The organism is Verrucomicrobium sp. BvORR106 (genome assembly GCF_000739655.1).
Classification (GTDB): domain Bacteria; phylum Verrucomicrobiota; class Verrucomicrobiia; order Verrucomicrobiales; family Verrucomicrobiaceae; genus Verrucomicrobium.
Genome location: NZ_BATR01000025.1, coordinates 31,058 through 51,952 on the forward strand (window position 1 = coordinate 31,058; position 20,895 = coordinate 51,952).

General features: G+C 61.9%; 12 protein-coding genes. 5 read left to right on the forward strand and 7 right to left on the reverse strand.

All coding sequences use genetic code 11. From position 1 onward, the window contains the following. Positions 1–188 precede the first annotated feature (188 nt). From BV106_RS04505 to BV106_RS04525, 5 genes are all read left to right on the forward strand, one after another. Positions 189–1,862: a sensor histidine kinase gene (locus tag BV106_RS04505; protein ID WP_038161119.1), complete on the forward strand. Its 1,674-nt coding sequence runs from the start codon at positions 189–191 to the stop codon at positions 1,860–1,862. Between the two features lie 4 nt (positions 1,863–1,866). Next, positions 1,867–2,505 carry a response regulator transcription factor gene (locus BV106_RS04510; protein ID WP_038161123.1) on the forward strand — a complete coding sequence of 213 codons (639 nt, stop codon included), beginning with the start codon at positions 1,867–1,869 and terminating at the stop codon, positions 2,503–2,505. Positions 2,506–2,645: 140 nt separating this feature from the next. Beyond that, the gene (locus BV106_RS04515; RefSeq protein WP_038161185.1) at positions 2,646–6,149 is read left to right on the forward strand and encodes a ThuA domain-containing protein; all 3,504 of its coding nucleotides are present in this window, start codon (positions 2,646–2,648) and stop codon (positions 6,147–6,149) included. A gap of 538 nt (positions 6,150–6,687) precedes the next feature. Next, on the forward strand, positions 6,688–7,068 hold the full coding sequence (locus tag BV106_RS04520) for a BlaI/MecI/CopY family transcriptional regulator (protein ID WP_038161125.1): 381 nt from the start codon (positions 6,688–6,690) through the stop codon (positions 7,066–7,068). 6 nt (positions 7,069–7,074) lie between these two features. Next, positions 7,075–8,742 (forward strand): M56 family metallopeptidase, encoded by a 1,668-nt coding sequence (locus tag BV106_RS04525; RefSeq protein WP_038161127.1) that lies wholly within the window; start codon positions 7,075–7,077, stop codon positions 8,740–8,742. A gap of 31 nt (positions 8,743–8,773) precedes the next feature. Here BV106_RS04525 and BV106_RS04530 read toward each other — a convergent pair whose 3' ends face one another. The 7 genes from BV106_RS04530 to BV106_RS04560 all read right to left on the reverse strand — a co-directional run bounded on the left by BV106_RS04530 (position 8,774) and on the right by BV106_RS04560 (position 20,757). Beyond that, the gene (locus tag BV106_RS04530) at positions 8,774–12,784 is read right to left on the reverse strand and encodes an autotransporter-associated beta strand repeat-containing protein (protein ID WP_038161132.1); all 4,011 of its coding nucleotides are present in this window, start codon (positions 12,782–12,784) and stop codon (positions 8,774–8,776) included. Positions 12,785–12,998: 214 nt separating this feature from the next. Continuing rightward, complete coding sequence (locus BV106_RS04535) at positions 12,999–14,351, reverse strand: right-handed parallel beta-helix repeat-containing protein (protein ID WP_265595331.1); 1,353 nt, start codon at positions 14,349–14,351, stop codon at positions 12,999–13,001. A gap of 159 nt (positions 14,352–14,510) precedes the next feature. Beyond that, the gene (locus BV106_RS04540) at positions 14,511–16,571 is read right to left on the reverse strand and encodes an arylsulfatase (protein WP_038161134.1); all 2,061 of its coding nucleotides are present in this window, start codon (positions 16,569–16,571) and stop codon (positions 14,511–14,513) included. Between the two features lie 200 nt (positions 16,572–16,771). Beyond that, complete coding sequence (locus BV106_RS04545) at positions 16,772–17,434, reverse strand: hypothetical protein (RefSeq protein ID WP_265595332.1); 663 nt, start codon at positions 17,432–17,434, stop codon at positions 16,772–16,774. Positions 17,435–17,806: 372 nt separating this feature from the next. Further along, positions 17,807–19,216, reverse strand: a complete 1,410-nt coding sequence (locus BV106_RS04550; RefSeq protein WP_038161140.1) for a hypothetical protein — start codon at positions 19,214–19,216, stop codon at positions 17,807–17,809. Between the two features lie 240 nt (positions 19,217–19,456). Beyond that, positions 19,457–19,954 carry a hypothetical protein gene (locus BV106_RS04555; protein WP_038161143.1) on the reverse strand — a complete coding sequence of 166 codons (498 nt, stop codon included), beginning with the start codon at positions 19,952–19,954 and terminating at the stop codon, positions 19,457–19,459. A 107-nt stretch (positions 19,955–20,061) separates the two neighbouring features. After that, the gene (locus tag BV106_RS04560) at positions 20,062–20,757 is read right to left on the reverse strand and encodes a hypothetical protein (protein WP_265595333.1); all 696 of its coding nucleotides are present in this window, start codon (positions 20,755–20,757) and stop codon (positions 20,062–20,064) included. Between the last annotated feature and the right edge of the window lie 138 nt (positions 20,758–20,895).

The window sequence follows — 20,895 nt, forward strand, 5'->3', positions numbered from 1 at the left end:
CTCTCTGCAGAAGACATCACCTTGGAACCACTGCCACTTGAGGCAAACTCACGAAACTTCCCCTCTTCCCCGTGCACCCAACCTCGCATTTGAGACTGCTTCCAGATACAGTAGCGTCTGTGGTGCCTTCGCGTCTCTCCATCCTCCCCCGACCCGCCCCACTCCAGCGGCGTGGGGGTCCGTGGCGGATGGCACCCATCCTCTGGGGTTGCCTGGCCTCGCCGCTGGCCCTGCCCTCAGTCCGTGCCGAATCCCTCCCCAACCCCGCCCCGGTGGTGTTGCTGGTGGACGGCAAACCGTTCTCTGCGGGTCCAACTGGCTTTCGAGTTCCAGCGTTCGCCAAAACGGTCAGCTTCCGCCTGGGCAAATCCGCCCAGGAGGATCCAGAGAACTGCCGCCGCATTCGCTTCAAGTTGGATGGAGTGGATGAATCCTGGCGTCAGATCGAGAGCGAGATGTGTCTCATCGTACGGTTCGCCGATGTGGCGGGAGACCAGGTGGGGCAGCGTCTTTTCCCGGTGGATGGCATCAGTGCAGGATGGCGGGGTGAGACCGGGACTTCCACCTTCACCTCGCGACGGGAATCCTTACGAGTGCCACCGGATGCCGCCACTGTGACGGTGGCTATTTCCTCGTCCGGCCCTCCCACGGCCATGGGACTTTATGCCGTTCGAGACTTGAAGCTCTCGAGCCCGGCCACGCCGACAGCAAGGATGGTCTACGAAACGGCCTCCGGTCTCGATGAGCAGCACTCCATCACCACTGGCTGGACGCGCAGCGGCACCCGCCCCTCCATGGCCAGGCTGGTGACCACCCCTGCGGGAGAAGCATTGTGCATCCTGGATGATGATGCTGGAGCTCATGCTGAGTGGAATCTTCTCCGCACGGGTGCGCCACGCGTCACTCCCGGCGAGACCCTCACCGTGGAGTGGTCCGAGATGTACAACATCGGCATGGGCAACCGCTTTGACGTGAACTACGGACGTCTGGGCGCCGGCACCCACACGTTCTGGAGCGATGAACTGGATGCCACGGGCAACTCGCTCCATGGGCCGCGCCAGCTTCAGTTTGTGGTGCTGAAGCCGTTGTGGCGCAGCGTCTGGTTTTGGATCAGCAGTTCCACCATCGGCGGGCTGGTGCTCTGGTGGGCCTGCCGGGCCATCATCCGGCGGCGTATCCGCCAGCACCTCGCCCGGGCCGAGCAGGAGCGGTTGGTCGAGCTGGAACGCCTGCGGATCGCGCGGGATCTGCATGACGACCTCGGGGCGAGGCTCACTCACATTTCGCTCATGAGCGGGCTCGCCGAGAACGAGCCCCAGAGCGAGTCCTCGCGGGAGAGCTTCCAACGCATCTCTGCCATGGCTCGCGAGCTGGTGGGCGCGCTCTACCAAACGGTATGGACCGTGAATCCCGAGCACGATCACCTGGAGGCGCTGGTGAACTACATCTGCCAGCTCACGCAGAACTTCTGCGACACCGCACGGATCCGCTGCCGCATTCATTCCTGCGAGGTGCCGGGCCAGCGCCGCGTCACCAGTGAGGTGCGCCACAACATCACACTGGCCGTGAAGGAAGCCCTGCACAATGCCATCAAGCACGCCGCGGCCACCGAGATCACCGTGCGCATGGAGTTCACCGATCCGACCCTCACGATCACCATCACCGACAATGGGAGCGGATTCGATTCCGCAAACACGACGCCAGGGCACGGTCTCAACAACATGGAGCGCCGCATGAATTCCCTGGGCGGCACCGTTACCTTCCAGAGCGTGCCCGCCAAGGGCACCACCGTCCGATTCGAAGTGCCCATTCCTGCCACGCCCTCCAGGCGGCCATCACCATCCTCTTCTCCTGCGACCTAAGCTGATGAAAGACAAGAAAACGATCGTGATTGTGGAGGATGATCCGGGGCTTCGGGAGCAGCTCCTCCTGGTGCTGAAAAGCGCCCGCGATATCGAGTGCCTCTACGCCGTGAAGTCTGGGGAAGAAGCCGTCCGCCAGATCCCCACCAACCCACCCGATGTGGTCTTGATGGACATTCAACTGCCTGGGATGTCGGGCATTGAATGCGTGGCGGTGCTCAAGAAGCGCCTGCCGGACATGGAGTTCATCATGCTCACCGTGTACGAAGATGCCGAACGCATCTTCCGCGCCCTCAAAGCAGGGGCGAGCGGATACCTCGTAAAATCGAGCGCCCCGGAGAAACTGTTCGAGGCCATCCGTGATGTCCACTCGGGTGGAGCGCAATTCTCCGCCCACATCGCCCGCCGGGTGGTGCAGTACTTTCGCGGGCCCACGAAGCCGGTGGATGAGAACGAAAAACTCTCGCCGCGCGAGGGGGAGGTCATTGAGCTGCTGGCCTCCGGATACATCTACAAGGAGATCGCGGACAAGCTGGGCATCGGCACGGAAACGGTGCGCACCTATGTCAAAAACATCTGCGTGAAGCTGCGGGTGAAGAACCGCACTGAGGCAGTGGCGAAGCATATTTCCGGCGAATCCTGACCCTCTGCGGGCAGGGGGTGACCTCCCCGCTTTAGGGGATGCGGCGGAAAGTGACGAGCCGCGGGAGTGCGTGCAACTTGAATGGGGACCCCGGCTTCCGGGACCATCGCGCTTCAGTTCAACCACCGCTCCTCATCTCCGTGATCAAGTTACCGCCATTCACCCAAGGCCTCCGGCTGGCTGTGCTGCTGCTGACGTCCGTTTCGCTCGCCCAGCCTCTTGCCGCACAACCTGCCACGCCCGCTCCGGCCCCGACCGTCGCAAAATCCAAGGATGCCATCTCGGTACTCGTCATTGGAGGACAGAACAATCACGACTGGAAAATCGGCAATGAGTTCCTGCTGACCCTCCTGAATGGACTGCCGGGGTTCATCGCCGAGGAATCCAACACACCCGCCAAAGGCGCGCCAGCGGCGGAGTGGGACAAGTGGGATCCCCAGTTCCACAAGTACCAGTGCATCGTCCTGGACTACAACGGGGACATGTGGCCGCAGCGGGTGCAGACGGCTTTTGAGAAATATGTCGCTGAAGGCGGCTCCGTGGCGCTGGTTCATGCCGCCAACAACAGCTTCACCGGTTGGAAGGAATACGAAAAAATGGTGGGCCTCCTCTGGCGTCATACCGTCTATGGTGCAGGGCTCTATCTGGAAGATGACGGCACCGTGGTGCGCGAGCCCGCGGGCAAAGGCCGCTCGTCCGGCCATGGCAAGCAGTGGGACTGGCAGGTCACCGTGCGCGATGCGCAACACCCCGTCACCGCCGGCATGCCCCGTGTGTGGAAGCATGTGAAGGACGAGCTCTACCACGGCCAGCGCGGGCCGGCTGAGAACGTGAACATTCTCCTCAGCGCCTTTGACGATGCGAAGTACCAGGGGACGGGCAAACATGAGCCGGTGCTCTGGTGGGTGCCCTATGGCAAGGGCAAGGTGATGACCAATGTGATGGGCCACGTGGGAGACAGCTCCGGCCCGCTGGCCTGTGTTGGTTTTCAAACGACATTCCTGCGATCCATTGAATGGCTGGTGACCGGCAAGTGCCCGACGGCCATCCCTCAGGACTTCCCCACGGAGGAGCGCACCAGCCGCAACTTCCCCGGTGGCGTGCCCAAGGTGCCGATCATGGATCTCACCACCCAGCAGGCCATGGACCGGATCAAAGTGCCGGAAGGTTATCGCCTTGAACTCGTCACCGCAGAGCCCACCATCGTGCATCCCGTGCTCTGCACCTGGGATGGAGACGGGCACATGTATGTGGCGGAGATGCGCAGCTACATGCATGATCTCAAGGCCACCGGCCAGGACGAGCCGGTCTCGCGGGTGTCCCGCCTCACGGATACCAACGGGGACGGCATCCTCGACAAATCCACGGTCTTCGCAGACAAACTGGTGCTGCCGCGCATGGTCCTGCCCCTGGACGGGCGCGTCATCATTGCCGAAACCTATACCGGCAAGTTCGCCACCTATCAGGACACCAACGGCGACGGTGTTGCAGATGAGAAGAAAGACTTCTACAACGGGGAACCGACCAAGAACAACCTGGAGCACCAGGACACCGCGCTGCAGTGGGGCATCGACAACCACCTGTACAGCGGCAATCTCTCCCGCCGCTTCCGCCTCACCCGTGAAGGCAGCGCCATGGAGCCCGTGCAGATCTTCGGCCGCACCTCGCAGTGGGGTCTGGCCATGGATGATGAAGGGCGCTTCTTCTGCTCTGCGGCCGGTGGGGAAAACCCGGCCTTTGGCTTCCAGCAGTTTCCCAGCTACGGCAGCCTGACGTTGCCAGACGAAACCGAGCCGGGATTTGCCGAGACTTTCCCCGGCGTGCAGACGGTGGACACCCAAAGCGGCCTCAACCGCATCCACAACACCAAGGGCACGCTCAATCACTTCAGCGCCTGCTGCGGGCAGTCCATCTTCCGCGGTGATCAACTGCCCCAGGAAATGCGGGGCGACTACATCCTGCCGGAGCCGGTGGGCCGCCTCATCCGCCGGGCCAAGGTAAATAACGTGGATGGCAAGCGTGTGCTCACCAATGCCACCCCGGGCGACGAGTTCATCACCTCCACCGACATGGCCTTCCGCCCGGTGTGGACCGCCACCGGGCCCGATGGCTGCCTGTACATCGTGGACATGCACCACGGTGTCATTCAGGAGAGCGCCTGGGTACCTCAGGGCGGCTACCTGCACAGCGCGATCGTGAACGAGGGCTATGACAAGTATGTGGGCCACGGCCGCATCTACCGCCTGGTGCACAAGGACTACAAGCCGGGCGCACAGCCCCGCATGCTGCAGGAAAAACCGGCCGAACTGGTCCGGCATCTCTCCCACCCCAACGGCTGGTGGCGGGATACCGCACAGAAGCTCCTGGTGCTCAAAGGAGACCGGAGCGTGGTCCCGGCCCTCACCGATCTCGTCCGCAAGGGCCAGGAGCCCCTGGGTCGCATGCACGCCCTCTGGACTCTGGACGGCTTGGGCGCCACGGACCGGCAGCTTCTCCTGGACGCGTTCAAAGACAAAGATGAACGCGTGCGCGCCGCCGCCATCCGCATCAGCGAAGGCCATCTGCAGAAGGCTGACAAGGAACTGCTGACCCAGGTGGAGGCAATGGTCAAAGACCCCTCTCCTGATGTGGTCGTTCAAGCTGTCAACTCTCTGCGCTACGTCCCCGCCAAAGGTGGACACACCGCGATGCAGGCAGCCGCCACCTCCCATCCTTGGAACGAGATCATCACCGCCTCCGCCCGACAGAGCCTGCAGTTCGATCCGGCCAGACCCAGCGGAATCTCCGTCAAGATCGATCCCGTGGGCATGGCGCTCATGCGGAAGGGCAGCGAGCACTACGCCCAGATCTGCTTTGCCTGCCATGGCCCGGATGGCAAGGGCGTGGTGACCTCCGATGGTCTCCATCTCGCCCCGCCGCTCTCCGGTTCACCCCGCGTGGCAGGCAGTCCGGATGCGCTCGTGCGCATTCTGCTGCATGGTCTCATGGGCGAAGTGGATGGCAAGACCTACCCTGGCGCCATGGTGCCGATGAAGGCCAACGATGACCAGTGGGTGGCGGAGGTTCTTACCTATATCCGCAACAACTTTGGCAACAATGCGCCCACCATCACCCCTGCGGAGGTGGCCGCCATCCGCGCCGAGTCCGACCGACTGGAACCCTACACCCTGGCTGAGCTGGGGCCCTATCTGACCGTGCCGCGCGACAACATGAAAGCCTGGGCCTTCAGCGCCTCCCTCAAGGAGAAGGACACCAAACACGCGTGGGACGGCGATGCCAAATCCCGTTGGTCCACCGGCACCCCGCAGCAGCCCGGCCAGTGGTTCCAGTTCGACATGCAGCGGGACCATCTGCTCACTCGGATCACCCTCGACTCCCTGGCCTCCAAGGACGACTACCCTCGCGGGTATGAGGTCCGGGTGAGCGCCGACGGTGAAAAGTGGTCCGAGCCCGTGGTCTCCGGCAAAGGCGCCGCCATGACCACCGTCCAGTTCCCACCCAATACCGTCACCCGCTTTGTGCGCATCACCCAGACGGGTTCCGACAAGGGCTGCTTCTGGTCCTTCAATGAGATGGCGGTGTATGGCACGGATCAATTCGCGAAGGATAAAGGTAAAACAACCGCTGCCTCTGCAGCGCCCTGACGTGTGAAATTCAAGAGAGCCGGGTGTCGAGTCTTGTGACGTCGACACCCGGCTTTCCATTGCCGACACCTGGCGAGGAAGTCGCTTTGTGAGACATGCAGCGCTTTCGCCTGCGAGTGGCACCCCAAGCTTTAAGATACTCCGGCTGGCCGTCTATCGCCCACAAAACGTCGGCCCTGATGGAGACTGAGTGGTTTTCATGAACCTTCGACGAGAGGCAGGACGACACGTGCCGCCTGCTCTGCACCGCATCTCCTGGCGAAAGCGGCGCTTCACGCACGCACTCCACAGCCCCGCACGCGGGGCCAGGTGCTGGCGGTTTGCACGTGAGGAGCAGGTGCCATCGGCCTGACTTGCTGAAGGAACGCCCGACTGAGCGGGGCTGGGAACCCCCGCCTCCTTTGCCCGGCCAGGTTCGCGAGTCGTACGGTCCAGCCCCCCTGACCTCAGGTCTTGCGACTTGTGTCTTGAAGTCTTTTGTCTCCCATCACTACATTTGTAGTTGCCACATCACGACAAATGTAGTGAAACTGTGCGCATGACACCCGCGCCTGATATTTCCGAATCCGAATGGACCGTCATGGAGGCATTGTGGGATGCGGCCCCGCAGACGGCATCCGAGCTCACGAAACTCCTCCGCCCTACCACGAAGTGGGCGGAGAACACCGTGCGTACACTGCTCACCCGCCTTGTGGAAAAAGGCGCGCTCAAGACGGCCGAAAACAGCTCCGGCACCCGCACCTATCTGCCGGCGGTGAAGCGCGAGGCCTGTGTGCGGGCCGAGGGCGAGTCCTTCATGCAGCGGGTCTTCGGCGGGGCGGCGAAGCCTCTGCTCGTCCACTTCGCCCAGAACAGCAAGCTCACGGCTGAGGAAGTGCGCGAGCTGAAGAAGATCCTGGATCAATCCCTGAAATCCTGACCTGCCATGGAAACTCTCCTGCGTCTCTTTGACTGGATCCTCGCGACGAGTGCCCGAGCTTCCCTGCTTGTGATGGTGGTGCTCGTGACCCAGGCGGTAGTCAGGCATCGTGTCTCCCCACGCTGGCGCTACGCATTGTGGCTGCCGGTGCTGGTGGTCTTACTTATCCCGGTCTGCCCGGAGAGTCCGTGGGCCGTCAGTTCCATCATCAATCTGGCCCCGGAGTCTCCGCTCACCGTTTCTTCCGTTATGCAACCCACCGGGGTGTTGCTCACCCACACCACTCAGGCTGAAACCCCGGGCATTCCCGTGCCGACCTCGTGGGCGCTCCTGCTGTGCTGGATATGGCTCGGTGGGGCAGCAGGCATGGTCATCCTGGGCCTGGGTGCCTATCTGCACACGCTGCGCCGGTGCCAGCGCGACCTTCTTCCCGCCAGCTCCGCCTTGCTCAGCGAGATCGACGGACAGTCCCAAGCAATCGGTCTGCGGCGGGTGCCACGCGTCTGGGTGTCCTCAGAGGTTCACAGTCCTGCCGTCACCGGTCTGTTGCGCCCCACCCTGTTGCTGCCCGCTCATTTTGAGCAAACGCTCGCGCCGCAGGAAAGGCGCTTTGTCCTCAAACACGAACTGACGCATCTCAAGCGAGGTGACCTCCCCGTCCATGCGTTGCTCTGCCTGCTGCTCGCTGTGCACTGGTTCAATCCCGTACTCTGGGTCGCCTTCTTCAAACTCCGCCTTGATCGCGAAGCTGCTTGCGATGCGCAGGTGCTCGACCGCGAAAGCCAGGCCGGACGAGTCGCCTATGGCCACACGCTGTTAAAGGTCGAAACCGCCTTCAGCCCCGCTGGATTCAGCCTCGGTTTTGTGGGCATCTTCCAGCGGGGCACTGCCTTGCGTGCCCGCATTCAATCCATCGCCACGCCACCCACGCCCCATCCTCTCATGAAGACCGCCCTTTGCCTCGCCATGGCATTCCTGACCTTCCTTGGCATCACTCGAGCAGCCTCCCCGGACCCGAAGGCACCGCAGATCCTCATCCACGCCAAGTTTGTGGAGGTCAGCGAACGCAATCCAAGATCATCCAGTAGCACTCCTCTGCCCGCACCGCTGGACAAGCCGGATCAGAAAGTGCCCGGCCACATTGCCACTCTGACCGATCCAGAGTTCCAAAAACTCATCCGGAACCTCAATCAACGGAAGGGATTGGATCTCCTTTCGGCGCCGCAAATGATCACCAGAGACCGCCAGCAAGCCCGGTTCGAGGTGGTACGCGAATTCTCCTACAAAGACGAAGCCGAGCGACAGGCGACCAAAAAGCCCGGCGTCACGCTCAGCGTCACCCCCAAGCTCAAGAAGACGGGAGAGATCGCTCTCGATGTGTCCTCCCAGGTCATGGAGTTCGAAGGGTTTCTCCCTCGCAAGAAGAGCGGCTGGCAGGAGCCCATCTTCAATGTGCGCAAAGCCAGGCTGAACGCGGCAGTGCTCCCCGGACAGACCGTAGTCCTCGAAATGGAACCGAGGATCGACAAGCAGCAGGTGGAAGAGACAGACGGGGCCGGACGCACCATCAAGTCAGAGACCGTGAGCTTCCAGAGACGTTTGCTGGTCTTCGTCACTGTTGAGCACGTGGCCCCTCCCTCCTTGAAGAAGACGCAGCCACAACCTCCGCATTGACGAGATTCCAGCAGGACTGTTCGGCGGGAGACTACCTCCGCCGCCGCCTCAGCAATCCGAGCCCCAGGCCAATCGCAATCAGCATCGCCCGTCCCGGCTCGGGTGCCACATAGATGATGCCATCTGTGAGGAACTGGTTTGTTTCCCAGTACCAACCGTTGGCCGTCATCGTGTCACTCACCTGGAGATTCAGGTCTGTGGCTACATTGAAGGTGCCTGCGTTGAGGCTGCCGGTCACCGTGGCCCAATCGAGGAGGTTGAAGACATCGCCCCACGCCGGGGTGTAGGCATCCGCCAGCACCACCTTGATCACGCTGCCACTCGTCAGGGTCAGGGAGCCCTGCACCGACAGGTGATCGTGGTTGCCGGTACCGCCATTGAGCCATCCGGTGGTCTGGATGCCATCCATGGGATTGGTCTCATTCCCAGTGGCACCGCCGAGGGTGAAGAGAGCGCGCGGATCCAGCGCCGAGCCGCCACCCGCCAGCACCAGGCTGCCTGAGGTCACATTGCTGAAGGTGAGCTTGCCCATGCCGGTGCCACCATTGTCTCCGGCGCTCAGCAACCCATTGACGGTTGTTGCTCCTTGAACCACGCCGGTGCCGGAGAGTGTGGCCCCTGCATTCACCGTGACCTGGCCCGTGCCCGTCTGTCCCGCACCGGACACCCCCACCTGTAGATTCCCTGCCGTGACGGTGGTGGTACCGACATACGTATTCGCCCCGGCAAGGGTGAAGCGTCCTGCGCCCTGCTTCACCAGACCACCCGCACCGACCATCTGGCCGGAGTAGGTGGTGTCCGCCGTACTGCCTGTAGTAAGTCGCGTGCCGGGCGTCGCCACCGTGTCTGCGGCGGCGATGGTGCCCAGATTGACCATGCCACCTCCCGAGAGGGACTTGATGACCTGCGAGAAGTCCGCAATGCCGTTGGTGAGTGCGAGGATCACGGTGGCATCATTCATCAGCACCACATCGGAGTTCGCGGAAAGCGTGTTGACCGCCCCGCCCTGGAGGATGCCCTTGTTGATCTGGGTCACGCCAGAGTAGGTGTTGGCCCCGCTCAAGGTCTGCGTGCCCTCGCCCACCTTGGTCAGGCCCAGAACGCCCAGACCGTCCTTCAAGGCCCCGCCGAAGTAGGTGCTGTAGGCGGCGTTTATGGCAACAAGCGTGCTCGTGTTGTTGTCCCCCAGGGTGAGGGTGGAGGTGGTGCCCGTGGCGTTGTTGATCACAAAGGTGTTGGCGTGCGTGCCATAGGAGATCAGGCTGTTGATGGTTTCACTGAACCCGTTGAGATCCAGCGTGACCGCCAGGGAGCCGCCCGAAAGCACCACATTGCCTTTACCAAAGCCGCTGGGGATGACTTCTGATGCGCCCAGCCGCACCGTCACCAGCGCCGAGTTGAAGGCGGTAGTGCTGTTGAGGTTAGTGTTGAGCGAAAGGTTCCCGGTAAAATCATTCGTCGTGTTGCTGAGCACGATGATGTTGGTGCCACCGGCGCCGCCGGAGAGGTCCAGGGCATAGTCTCCGGTGATCTTGCCCGACAGGGTGCTGGCGGTATTCGCATTCACGGCTCCGATGCGGGTGTCACCCGTGAGGGTGATGACTCCGCTGAGCACCTGCCCACCTGCAAGGCGCAGCGCCCCGGGGACGCCCGACTCCCCATAGCCCGTACCCGACAGTGAAAACGCCTGGGCGTACGTGCCCGAGGCATTCATCCAGAGCTGCCCCCCTGTGGTAACGGTGACCCGGCCGGATCCTAGGCCGCCCACACTATCCACGCGGGTGCGGCCCTGAGTGAAGACGCTGCCACCCGTGTGGGTGTTCACCCCGGAGATGATCACCTGCCCGCCCGCGCCGGTGCGGATGAAGGTGACCGCACCGGTGCCGTTGTCCCGGATGGATGACCGCAGGGTGACCTCGCCGGCACCCGTCTGGTGCAGAATGATCTCCCCTGCTGTGTTATCCGCGCCGCCAGCCGTGAGCACCCCCACATTCGCGGCGGTCCCGATTGCCAGCGTCCCGCCCCCCTGATTCCAGATGCTGCCAGATTCCCCCAGGCGGAGGGTTTCCCCTGCCGCGATGTCGATCGTGCGGTTCACCACGCTGTTGTCGGCTACGAGATTCCTGACCATGACCGTGTTCACATCCGTGGTCCCCGTGCCGGTGGAGACGGTGGTGGACGCGTCATTGATCAACACATTGGTGATGGCTGTGCCCACCACATCGCCACCTGCATAGGCGGTGTACACCCCTGCGCCGGCAGCAACGATGTTTCCGATGTCGCTCCCGGCGGTATTCTTCACCGCCCACTCGTTGCCCACGATAGCCCAGCCACCGAGGATGCCACTGGCCCCGTTGGCCGTGGTGGTGGTGATCCCGTTGGTCAGGCTCTGGGTGCCCGTAGGCAGGGTGAACTCCAGAATACTCGCCACCTCCCGGGTGATGGTGCCCAGATTCACCACCGTGGGACCGGCCACCGTCCCCTGGGTCACTGTCACATAGCTGCGACCGGTCAGGAGCCGGGTGTTGTTGAAGGTCTGGCTGGCCGTGCCACCGGCGTTGTTTCCCGTTACCCACAGCCGCCCGGTACCGAGCACCAGGCGGCTGGAGCTGCTGATGATGTTGCTGGTCGCCGCCGTCGCGGTGGTGAGGTAGGTGGTGCTTCCGCTGACGGTGGTCACATCAACCAGAGCATTAAAGTCCAGCTTCAACGTGCTGGCACTGGTGGAGTTGACGCCGCCGTTGGTGTGCGGGCCGGAGAGGATGGTGGTGTCACCCGTATAGGTGTGTGAAGCCGCGCCTGGAGAGGTCAGCGTGGTCGGGACTCCGCCCGTCGTGGCGGTGACGGTGATAAACTCTCCGGTCAGGGTCAGCGTACCGCTGCCGATCTTGGTGAGTCCGCCACTCCCGCTGAGAGCGCCCCGGTACACCGTGGAGGCATCGTTGTTCCCCACCTGCAAGGTGATGGCGGCACCGGTTGTGTCCTGCAGCAGCAGCTTGCTGATGCCCTCCAGACCGCCCGTCACAAAGGTGCCGATGCCGGTGGCGAAGCTGATGTTGATCTTCGATGCGTCGTAGTTGTTGAGCCTGAGTGTGGCATTCTGCGCCGCCCGATTGTGCCCCAGCCGGATGCTGCCGGAGTTCGTGATGGTGGTCTGAGAGGTGATTCCCCCGGAGAAGGTGTTGGCGTTGGTCAGGGTAAGGCTTCCGGTGGAGTTGTTCACCTGCAGGGTGCCATTGCCGGTGATGATGCCGGAGAAGGTGGTCACGTTGGCCCCCATGGAGAGATTGACGGAGCCGTTTTGCACGGAGATGAGACCGCTCCCCTCGAAGGTGCCAATCTGGTCGTTGACCTTCGTGATCAACGTGCCGCCGGTGTTGATGGTGAACTTGGCACCATCGCTGATGTTGTTGACCCCGCTGCTCCACAGGAACGTCCCACCGGAATTCACGACAATGCCATTGGCGGCATTCAGCTGGTTTGCGCTGGCCCCCGTACCGGCCAGCTCCAGCGTACCCGCGTTCACCGTGATGGCCCCACCCGCCAGGTTAAAGTAGCTGGCACTGCCCGAGGTGCCGTAGTTGAGAGTGAGCTTGCCCAGCCCGGTCTTGGTCAATCCTGACGAAGTGAGCCTGCTGGTGATCACCGAATCCATGTTCTGCACGTTCACACCGGGCGTCGCTCCGGTGAGCGTCAGCACCTGGGTGGAGGCGAAGTCCACGGTCGTGGCCGGGGCCAGGGTGACATGCCCCTCCTGAAAATTGAGCCCGGCAGCACTCTGGTTGCTGGACAGGGTGACGGTGTAGGTGCCGATTCCATCCGTGCCGGCGGAGAATACCACCTGATTCCCGGAGACATACGCACCCGTCGCCGTCAGGCCATTGGCGTTGCTCGACCAGAAGGCATCCGTCCCCCACACCCCACCGAGGTTCCCCGAGCCAGAGGCCACACCGTTGGTATCCCAATAGGTCTGGGCTCGCACAGCAGGGAGCGAGGAAAAGGCCAGTAAAGTGAAAGCAAGTGCGGATCGGAAACGGAACATGAGCTGGGGGAAGCGAAAAAGGGGGCCGGGATCGTACTGCCGGACCGCCCAATGAACAAGGCGGTTCGAGACTACGCGGCCAATCGCGCGCTTTTAGGACGAAAACCGGGCGGGCCGCCTCCTGCGCTGCCCTGCCCCGTCCATCCATTGAGAATCCGCACTCCTCCACTCTCTCCGGTGAGCCCCCCGGAGGCAGTCGCCGGCCAGATTTCCCTCAGAGTTTCTCCAAGCTCGTAATCGTGATCTCCTTGCCCTTGTTCTCCTTCACCGGGCCGAACGTTGTCACCTCGCACTTGGCCGCTTTGCCCCCGATGACCACGGGCATCGTTGTCTCATTGCGCAGCGAAACTTCCCGCGCATCCCGCTCACTGACCGGGGACAAGCCTGTGCCCATGCCGGGAGGCCCAAAGCCAAGCAGGATGGGGAGGAGGCGCGCGGGCTTGCCCTGGGCGGTGATCGTGACCTTGTTTCTACGCCCGTAGATGGCGGCCACTTCGTGCACCTTGAAGTTGCTGTCCTCCGAGGGCACCAGCTTCACCTCCACCGTGGCGTCATCGCCTTCCACAAAGAGCAGCGGCCCGTATTGAGTGTCTCCCTTGCATCTCAGAATGGTGGCGCCGTTGGAAACCCAGAAGCCGCGCTCGCAGCCGAGCGCCGTGCAGCCCTCCACCCGGGGCGCGGTCTTGGTGCGCAACTCGAACCCGCCGCGCATGTTCTTCGCGGTGCAGTTCTTCACCGTCAGGTTCTTGTGCTGGCCATAGGTGCGGAAGGCATCCTCCCCCAGTGCTTTCATATAACCCGGAAGGATCTGGTAGTCCCCTGCATGGGTCTTCATCACGGTCTGAAACTTGCGCTTCACCGCGAGGCCATCCGTCTCTTTCAGCATCTCATCGGTGGAGCGCATCACGCCCTCCACGTGGCAGTCCTCAAAGCGGATGTCGTTGCAATCCTCCTGCAGGTAGAAGCCGTGGCCGAAGGAGCGCGAGTCGATCCTGCACCCGATGATGGTGGTCTGGCTGCCGGTGATGTGCACCCCGCTGTGCTTGAGCCCCCCTTTGCCGAACAGGTCGCCATAGCCATACGGTGCCGATCCCTGCACATGAATGGTGCAATCACGCAGGGTGGTGCCTTGTCCCACCACCCCGAGGACCGCCCCGCCATTCGCCTTGCCATCACCCACACTGGTGATCGTCAGGCCCTTGAGGGTGACATTGCTGCCGTTGATGAGGAACTCATCCGTGTGGATGGGGGAACGGAGGGCTGCCCTCAGGGCGGTGTCCAGCTCGATGGTCACGCCCGTGAGGTCGAAGGTGTTGTTGCTCCCGCTGAAGGTGATGAACTGCCACGCCTTCCGCTTGGCCCGCTCCCGGATGGTCGCCAGCGGGATGAAGTCCGCCAAGCGGTACACCCCGGGCGTCATTTTCACCTTCTGGCCGCTTTCGACCGCCTTTTGAGAAAGCTCAGCCAGGCTTGAGATGGTGACCGGATCCGGTCCGACAGGAGCCGCGGAGATGGCGGGAGCAGCACCCCACAGGATGAGCAGGGCGGGTAGCAGGAGGTATTTCACGAACACAGGAGGAGAATGGGACGGTCTCTCTCCTACGAACCTCTGGCATCTGTTCTACCCCCAACAAATGTAGGGGGAGCCAGGCCCCTGCACCGCTGGCACCCGGTGAAGAGCGCCAGCAGGCAGGCAGACGGTTTAAACGACCGCCATCACTGGCGACTAGTTCTTGGATAGCACGATCTCTACGGAGTCGATCTTGCCCGTGAAGGGAGCCGCCTTCGCATAAGGTCCCACGGGGGCGCCGAGGTCGTTGCCGACATCGAGCCCGTCTTTGGGATTGGCCTTGATGACGCCCTCCGCTTTCGCTGTGACCGCACTCCCGCCGACCGAGAGCGAAATCGCTCCATCCGCTCCCAAGGTGGCGACGGCGGTCTGCGGTCCTTTGACGGCTTCCGGCAGCGCCACCTGGGTGATCTTGCCATCACGGCGCACCGCAAAGGTCAACTTTCCCTGCTGGAAGGAGAGCGAGTACCCGTGGGCCGTGCCGCCATGAGCGACAAGAACGCCTTCGCTGTCGCCATCTGCTGCCTCGAACTTCGCGGTGAGGGTGAATCCCCTGCCCCCCACACCGGGAGCTTTCTCACCATCGAGGTGGTCACCGCTCTTCAGGGTGAAACGGTTGGGCCCCTTCTTGCGGGGGCCAGCCCGCCACCCTCCCAGCGGAAGCACATTCGAGTTTGCCGCCCAGGATTGCCACTTGTCCGCAAGGGCCTTCACCACTTCAGGGCGTGCGGCCGCGAGGTCGTTCTGCTCGCTGCGATCTGCCGCCAGATCATAGAGACGCCAGGGCTGATTCTCCAGAGCGACGAGCTTGAGGTCGCCGTCACGCACCGCACGATTCCCTTCATGCTCCCAGAAGATCGGCTGGCTGCGGGCCAGGGATTCGCCTTTCAGCGCCGGAAGCAGGCTGGTGCCCGCTTTGGGGGTGATGGCTTTGCCGTTGAACTCCTTCGGATACTCCGCGCCGGAGGCATCCACCGCCGTCGCGAGAATGTCGATCAAGTGGCCGGGTTGCTTTTCCAAGACACCACGGCGTGCCGCAGGGATGCCATTCGGCCAATGGGCGATCAGCGGTGTGGAGATGCCACCTTCGTCCGTGTAGTGCTTGTAGCGCACAAACGGGGTGTTGTTGAGCGTGGCCCAGCACTGGCCAATGAAGACGTCAGAGTCCACACTGCCCAGATTCTTCCCGTTGGAGCGCCCCTGAACGCCCGCTTCCGCGTTGCCCCCGTTGTCGCTCAGGAAGAGGATGAGCGTGTTGTCCAGCTGGCCGCGCTGTTTCAGCCCGTCCACCAGTTGCCCCACGGCCCGGTCCATGCGCTCGATGACAGCAGCATAGATGGCCATGAGGTGATCATAGCGGTCCTGCTGCTCTGCCGTGAGGCTGTCCCACGCAGGCACCTCGCCGGGGCGGGGAGAGAGCGGCCACTTCTCATCGATGAGCCCGGCGGCGATCTGGCGGCGATAGCGCTCCTCACGGAGGTTGTCCCAGCCTGCCTTGAACTTGCCCCGCCAGCGGGCGATGTCCTCCTCCGGAGCCTGCAACGGGAAGTGCGGCGCATTGAAGGCGGTGTAGAGGAAAAACGGCTTCTTCGCGGCGAGAGCCTCATCCACAAACTTCAGGCCGAAGTCTGCCCATAGATCGCTGGAGTACCATTCTTTGGGCACAGGTCCGCCCTCTTTGTCTTTGGCAACCTCCTCGCCATTGTAGAAAAGGCGCGCGTTCTTGGCCTCGGGGAAGTAGAAGCCACCGGCGGCGGCCGTCAGGGTGCGCTGGAATCCGCGCTTGTCCGGCACCACGCCCAAGTTCTGGCCCACGTGCCACTTGCCCGTCATGGCGGTGAAGTAGCCTGCCTGGCCCAACACCTCAGCGATGGTGACGGAGGTGTCATTGAGCCGGCCGGAATATCCTGGGAGGGCGTTGCCCTTCTCATCGCGCCGTTCGTCAGTCATGTGGCCCACGCCTGCCTGATGCGGATACAGTCCGGTGAGGAGGGAGGCGCGCGTGGGGCAGCAGCGTGCCGCATTGTAGAACTGGGTGAAACGCACCCCGTCCTTCGCCAGGGCGTCCAGATGGGGCGTCTTCAATTCGCCGCCATAGCAGCCAATGTCCGACCAGCCCATGTCATCGACCAGCATGACCACGACATTGGGTCTTTCAGAGGGGGCAGCGGCGACCGAGCAGACCGTTGCCAACAGAATCAGTAGAGAGATTTTCATGTAAACGGAGGCACTAGCAAAGCCATCCGGTACAACAGTCGGTGGTGGTGGGGTGTTGACCGGTGGCAGAAGGCACGAACGACAGTCTCCTGTGGGCAGCGGGGGTGGTGGTCAGAGGCTGCCAGGGAGTCAGGCGCACCTGGACGGCGCGCCCCTCATGAACGTCACCCATGCGTCAATCCTTCATGCTTTGCATCAGCTCACCGTCCACCCCGGCTGGTGCGATTCACCATGTCCTCGTAGATGCGACGGCGCTCCTCCATGCTCATGCCGCGATTACGGATGCCGATCATCTCGCGGTTGATCGCCTCGCGCTGTTCCACGCTCATGCGGGACAGCTTCTCCACCGTCTCGGGCGGAGGCTGGCGCGGATACCCGTCTGAGGAAAATCCTTCGCGAAAGTTTACGGCGGCTTGCTTGGCCTCCGCCTGCTCAGACGGACTCAGGGGGGCTTGGGAGCCGCCCGGGCCACCCCCAAAGCCTCCGCCACCGCCAATAGGCCGTTTAGGCTTGGGTGGAGGCTTCCCGTAGCGGATCACCGCGACCTCGCCCCCCTTGATCTGGATCTTGGCCGACCAAGTGTGCATCAGGGCGGGATCGCCACCGATGCCGATGAGCTGCCACCCTTCCCGATTGGGCTTCTGCGAGACCACCTGGGATTCCATCGTCTTGGTGTCGAGGAGCGTGGCATACACCTCGTTGTCGAAGCGGGCCACGCCGGTGAGGATCAGCGTGTCCGACAGCCCCAGGGAGCGGGTAAAAGGAGGATTCGTGAGAAGGCCCTCGAAGAGCTCCTGTTTCAGCGGCTGCGGCATTCCCTCGGCGTCATTGGCTGCCGCGGCGGGTGAAGGTGCAGGTGGCATATCTGCTGCCAAGGCTCGTTCGGCCCCCGCCCATCCCCAAAGGCCCAGCAAGACCACCCTGAGAGCCAGCGTGAACGCTTTCTTCAGTGGGTGCGGCAGTGGGATCACAGGTCGGATTACGGTGCCTGTCGGGCTGAAACTTTCATGCCCAGCATAAAAGAATCGCTGGCTGAAAATGCGCTCTTCCTCATCTCTCAGCACTTTCAATAGCCTGTCTGCTCACACTCCTGACAGTGCGCCGCACGGCGCACCCATAGGAAGGGAACGAACGAGCATTCCCTACACAAGCCATTGCAGACGGCTTCAGGCAGCCGAACTCCATCATCATGCCAGGCTGACTGACGTCGATCGTCAGGATGAGAAACTTTCCCCTCAATTGCCCCTCGCCGGCAGCAGGCCGATGCCGGGATTGAGCATCGACCGGGCGCGATCGGCGACGGTGCCAGCGGTGAAGATGGGGATGTTCTTCAGTTCCAGGCCGCCGATCTGGCCGGCGATCTTCTCTGAGAAAGCCCTCATACGTTCCATGTCCTCTTTGTCGGGCTTACCGACGGTGAAGAGGGGCAGGATGGGGAGGTCATAATCCGTCTTCTTGTACTTTTCCTTGCGGTTCTCGACGAGCAGGAGGCCGCCGACCTGTCCGCCGGGACGTTCACCGACGAGGATGTCGATCTTGAAGTGGCCATTGAGATTGACCCACTTGCCGACCATGCACTTGCCGTTGAGCACGCCTCTCCCGCCCCAAGGCTGGCGCAGGTCCATGTCGGGTTTGGATTCGCCCAGATTCACCAGGTCATCACGCGAAGCATCCAGCACCGGCTCGCCGTTGATGTACACGGCCAGGAGATCATCGAAGTAGCCCACAAAACGCCACTCGCCGTTCTCAGGGGGGGTCACCATACCGGTGTAGTGCACCAGCCAGCCGCGGGGCTGCACGTCCTTCTCCACAGCGAAGGCCTTGGGGCCCTCCTCTGCCGCCAGCAAGGGCACGGCCAGGAAGGTGAAGTTCATCTGCTGTGGAGCTTGGAAATAACCCTTCATTTCCGAGGCTCCAAACTTCTTGTCCGCAAACGCCTTCACGAGCTGGAAGTATCCGTTGGCGTTGTAGGGCTGCGGTTTCCCTTTGCGATCCTGCTTGAAATCGTAGAGCACTCCTGGCACGCCGCCGGTTCCACCCAGATTGCCGAAGACCGTCCGCGCCACAAACCCCTTCATGCCACCGGTGCCGATGCCCGAGCCAAAGCCGCCGCCGGCCCCGCTGTTGCCAAAGCCACCCGAGCCCATGGCCCCTCCGCCCATGATGCTGCTCATCTCCGGCATGTCGATGCTGTCCATCGGCATGTCAGGCAGCGAGATGGCGGCATTGGTCGAACTGGACACCACCTTCCTCATCGGCGTGGTTTTGTTGAGCATCTGCTTTTTGTTCCGGATCTGCTGGCTCAACTGCTGGGAGGCCTCCTGACCGGCCTTGCTCCCGCCGCCGGGCAGGAAGTCCACTTTCTTTTCCTGCACAATGGTCTGCACCATGAAGTAGGCGATCACCAACAGACCCACATGGATGAGCAGGCTCACCAGGAAGGAACCGCCACCGATCTTGTTCCAGTATTTCCTGAATGCTCCCGGCGGCTTGGGCAGGTCGTACGTGGGTTGGTGCACCGGAGAATTTCCTGAAATGGCCTGCTTTTGCAGCAGGATGGGAGCCCCGCCGGAACCATTCGCAGGTGCAAGGGATGGCGCGACGTCGTTCAGAGGCGTCGGTGGATTGTGTTCCGATTCGGCCATACGAGAAAGCGGGAAAAAGGTTCGAAGTAGGATGGACGCCACCCAGTCGAGTTACAAGGATGACGACTGATCTTGGCAAACGCGCGAAGGATCATTTTATGAGGCTCAAAGTTTTTTTGCACGCTCCAATGTGTCGAGCTAGCCAAATGGATAATTTTTGACCTCGTCCTCCGTCGGCGATGAAACGTTTTTATCCACGGATTTAGGCGCGACCTTGTAACGCAAAATTTTGTCCTACTTTCAATCGCCGTAAGCTTCAGTGATCACCGAGGCGAGTTCCTCCAACTCGCGGTGGTGTGCCCGCAGATCGGCCATGCAGTGTTCAACGGCTTCTGGAACGGAAAGGCAGTCGAGCCTCCTCACTTCAAAGTCCGCAGCAAACACATTCACGATGCTTCGTCCAAAGGGGATCTTGTAGTGATGGATGTCTCCCCAGGTGGTGGCATTCGGGGCTGACAGGCATAGATCCACGGATCTGCCAGGCGAAAGCGAGCGCCATTCCGACGAATGGTGCAGATCATGCACGAAGCCAGAGGCATAACCAGAGCCCTTCTCCAGGAGACATGAGATCGATGCACAATGATTGAAGACAATCATGCCCATCTTGTGGTCCGTTGTTACATAGATGACATAGGCCCTGCCCGTCCCGCATCCTTCAGAAATCACGCTTGGCACAATTCCAAGCGGGATGGGATCGAGTTTGATGCTCAACTTTTGAGACTTGCCTAGGCCGAACATGGTTGGTCAGTTTACAGCCTCGCGATGCGACGCGCAGGAAAATTCAACGGGCATGCTTCCCACCGCATGCCTCCGTCCAATCCCGCGACAAGCTCCACAAACAGAGTTCACGCCTCTCGATCGGCAAGCTTCCATCCATCTGGCACTTCACCGGGAAATGGGAAAGTCGCCACATACCTCAAAGGCAGCGCTGTCACTTCAGACATGGAGTGCATGAGCCGGATGAACGCATTCGGCTTTCCGCCCAGAAGCACCCGGTACAAACCGGTCGCGCCCGCCTCATCTTCACGCTTTTGCAATACCAGACAGGTGGACAGAATCCGATGATTGCCGATGTGCTCATCCACTTTCACAGCCCCTTCCATGCCCAGTGTGGCGTTGCTCGTGCAAACGATCTGCACAATGGCCGCGAGGTCGCTCACGGGAATGACTGCTTCAAGTTGCGGCAATCTGATCTGATGCGCATCCGCCTCCATGATGACGCCTCGGTTCTTCGCCGCCCGCGCTCTCACGACCTCGACCACACAGCCCAACACACCCACGGCGAGCAGGTATCCCGCCATGATGCGGGTGTTCCGATTCCTGGCTACCGTCTCCGTGAACCATGCGGATGAGACAATGGCAGCCAAAGTCAGCGCAATCGCCATCACCACGCCAATGACCTTCCATCGCAACGGCTTGCCCATCACCACCAGCCTGTCCCGCAGGCGATCCACCTTCAATGAATCTTCCGTCAGATAGTAGAGCGGTTCCCCCTCCCACTTCACCCGCTGAAACTGGGTTATGTAGTCATCAAACCTCATATGCGTCTTGCCAGCCCGCCATATCTCGCCTGCCGACAGGGTGCAAGTCTCGCTTTTGCTCCAGCAATGCTCCTGATTTCAATGGAGGCCGTTCGAAGCCTCATCCTCGAAAGAAACCCCAGGCGGACGCGTAACTCC

Bases quoted from the DNA above. Each gene is read 5' to 3' on its own strand.
- BV106_RS04540 (WP_038161134.1), bottom strand. From the start codon at position 16,571: ATGAAAATCTCTCTACTGATTCTGTTGGCAACGGTCTGCTCGGTCGCC.
- BV106_RS04525 (WP_038161127.1), top strand. From the start codon at position 7,075: ATGGAAACTCTCCTGCGTCTCTTTGACTGGATCCTCGCGACGAGTGCC.
- BV106_RS04520 (WP_038161125.1), top strand. From the start codon at position 6,688: ATGACACCCGCGCCTGATATTTCCGAATCCGAATGGACCGTCATGGAG.
- BV106_RS04545 (WP_265595332.1), bottom strand. From the start codon at position 17,434: ATGCCACCTGCACCTTCACCCGCCGCGGCAGCCAATGACGCCGAGGGA.
- BV106_RS04555 (WP_038161143.1), bottom strand. From the start codon at position 19,954: ATGTTCGGCCTAGGCAAGTCTCAAAAGTTGAGCATCAAACTCGATCCC.
- BV106_RS04560 (WP_265595333.1), bottom strand. From the start codon at position 20,757: ATGAGGTTTGATGACTACATAACCCAGTTTCAGCGGGTGAAGTGGGAG.
- BV106_RS04505 (WP_038161119.1), top strand. From the start codon at position 189: ATGGCACCCATCCTCTGGGGTTGCCTGGCCTCGCCGCTGGCCCTGCCC.
- BV106_RS04510 (WP_038161123.1), top strand. From the start codon at position 1,867: ATGAAAGACAAGAAAACGATCGTGATTGTGGAGGATGATCCGGGGCTT.
- BV106_RS04530 (WP_038161132.1), bottom strand. From the start codon at position 12,784: ATGTTCCGTTTCCGATCCGCACTTGCTTTCACTTTACTGGCCTTTTCC.
- BV106_RS04550 (WP_038161140.1), bottom strand. From the start codon at position 19,216: ATGGCCGAATCGGAACACAATCCACCGACGCCTCTGAACGACGTCGCG.